The sequence below is a fragment of the Streptomyces sp. NPDC024698 genome, from assembly GCF_055559015.1.
In genome coordinates, this window is the sequence record NZ_JBVHLK010000058.1 from 1 (window position 1) to 2,041 (window position 2,041).

At 67.0% G+C, this 2,041-nt stretch carries 1 protein-coding gene and 2 pseudogenes; 2 read left to right on the forward strand and 1 reads right to left on the reverse strand.

Annotated elements, in window-relative coordinates:
• Positions 1-317 precede the first annotated feature (317 nt).
• A complete protein-coding gene (locus tag ACZ4AA_RS38405) occupies positions 318-554 on the forward strand; it encodes a hypothetical protein (RefSeq protein WP_467613358.1) in 237 nt (78 codons plus the stop codon).
• 268 nt (positions 555-822) lie between these two features.
• Positions 823-969, forward strand: a pseudogene (locus ACZ4AA_RS38410) (helix-turn-helix domain-containing protein); the annotation flags it as partial.
• 67 nt (positions 970-1,036) lie between these two features.
• On the opposite strand, the pseudogene ACZ4AA_RS38415 reads toward ACZ4AA_RS38410, so the two are convergent.
• A pseudogene (locus ACZ4AA_RS38415) lies at positions 1,037-1,600 on the reverse strand (SMI1/KNR4 family protein); the annotation flags it as partial.
• Positions 1,601-2,041 lie beyond the last annotated feature (441 nt).

Sequence of the window (2,041 nt, forward strand, 5' to 3'; positions counted from 1 at the left end):
ATCAGCCCACAACCTGACATCAGCAAGGTCCCCACCCATAACCACACCAACGACCCCGCTGGCCAACAGTCACGGCATAGACCGTTGCAGTACTAAGGCCCTGGCCGTTCAGACCGTGCCGGGCGGGGAGTTCTGGGGGTGGGCCGGGCGCACCTTGGGTGCCCCGGCGCGCACTGCCGCAGGGGCACCCGTCTGGCTGCGGCTGGTGTCCGAGCCGGCGGACAAGGCATCGGGGAAGCTGTGGGATGGCGCCAGCGACGCGCAGGCATCCTTCGGTGACACCACCGCCTACCGGGCGGAGCTGTCGGCGCGCGTCGATGAGCCGGTCCTGTCCGATAACCCGATCCTCCAGCGCCACGCTCTACGCCTACACGCTGCTCCAGCCGGACACCGCCGCCCGCGTCCGCGCCGCCTTCCCCGTCCTGGGCAGCCCGGCCGGCCTTGCCGCGGAAGCGGCCGTGTGCGCGCAGATGCTCCAGACCGTGGCCCGCGGCGACAACCTGGTGCTGGAAGACCAGCTCTGGAACTGGGCTGAGGAACTGCGCTATCGCTGACCGAGCTCGCGGGGGAAGCGAGTGCCTCTTACTGAACTGCGTCGCGGGCACAGCCAGTGAGAAAGCGCTAGAAGACGACCTCTTCCGGCCGCGACGCGCCCTTTGACTGGACGCGCATTCATGTATGGATGTCTGCAGGTGTTGGCGCGAGCCTCGTCCCAATCTCTCGGCGACGCCTGAATTCTGACCCTCTGACGGCGGATCAAAAGTGACCCTCTCGGTGGTCTTCGCCTGAACCTGATCTTGATCGGAAGGTCAGGAGGGAAGGGTGATCCGCGTGGAGGACTGGGCAGAGATCCGCAGGCTGCACCGGGCCGAGCAGATGCCGATCCGGGCGATCGCTCGGCATTTGGGCATCTCGAAGAACACGGTGAAGCGGGCACTGGCGAGTGACCGGCCGCCGAAGTACGAGCGGCCACGTCGTAGTACCACCCGCGCGGGTTCCATGCCACGACGGTCCAGGTGTCCGGGTGGCCGCCGGTTACCCAGCAGAGTCGGTCGCCGTTGTCAGTTCCAGCCCATTCCAGTAGGCCACCGGTCTCCGGAAAGTAGGGGTAGGGGCACTTGTCCGGGTTCGCTTCCCTGAACGGTCTTTCGCTCTCGAGGAGTTGTCGTGCGGACTGGAGCAGGAGGTTGCGACTGCCGAACGGTGTGAGGGGAGTGATGAAGTCGACGAACTGCCCCAAGCCGTAGGAACCGATGAGAGACCTGAAATCGGAGGGAAGTTCAAGGCCGAGGGCGTTCTCGACCTGCGTCCAGTCACCGCTCGCGTCGATGGGGTTTGTCGGCGGGGGCACCAGGGCGACCAGGGCGTCAATCGTCGTCATGCGGGTGAGGCTACTGAGCAGGGGACCTTGCATTGTCAGGCAGGGCAGTTGCGACACCCTGCCGCCCGCGCCCTGTACAGCCGCGCCCGCCCCGCCCTGCGCCAGGCGGGCGAGGAGGTGGCCCCGGCGGCCGGGACGGCGCCGCTCACTGGCGGTCCGGCTGTCAGCTGCCGTCGCGGGCGATGTGCTGGCCGACGGCCTGCCAGCACCGGCAGGCATCGGCTGTGTCGGTCGAACTTGTCGGATGACGTGTCCAGATTGAAGGGGATTGTGTCTTCCCGGTCCTTCTTCGTCTCCTGTGGGCGTGGTGACGGCTCGGGTGAGTCGCTGGCTGCCACCGCGTCATACGGAGCGTCCTTCAGAACGTCGTCCTTGTGTCTCTTGTCTGTGGTGTGTCTTGCGGTGGCTGTCCCGTCGTCCTGCGGTCCCGTCGTCCTGCGGTCCTGCGGTCCTGTGGTTCTGCTGGTCTTGCCGTCGGGTTGTCGTGTTGTCGGGCCGGAGCTGGTTTCCCTGGCGTCGGGGTGGGGGTGGTGTGGCTTCAAGGGTGTTTTAGGGGTGGTGTGTCGGTTGGTGTGTGTGGCCTGGTGGGCCTGGTGTGGGGGGTGGTGCGGGGTGCGGGGTGTGGTGTGGGGGGTGGCTGTGCGGGGTGGGGGTGCTGGG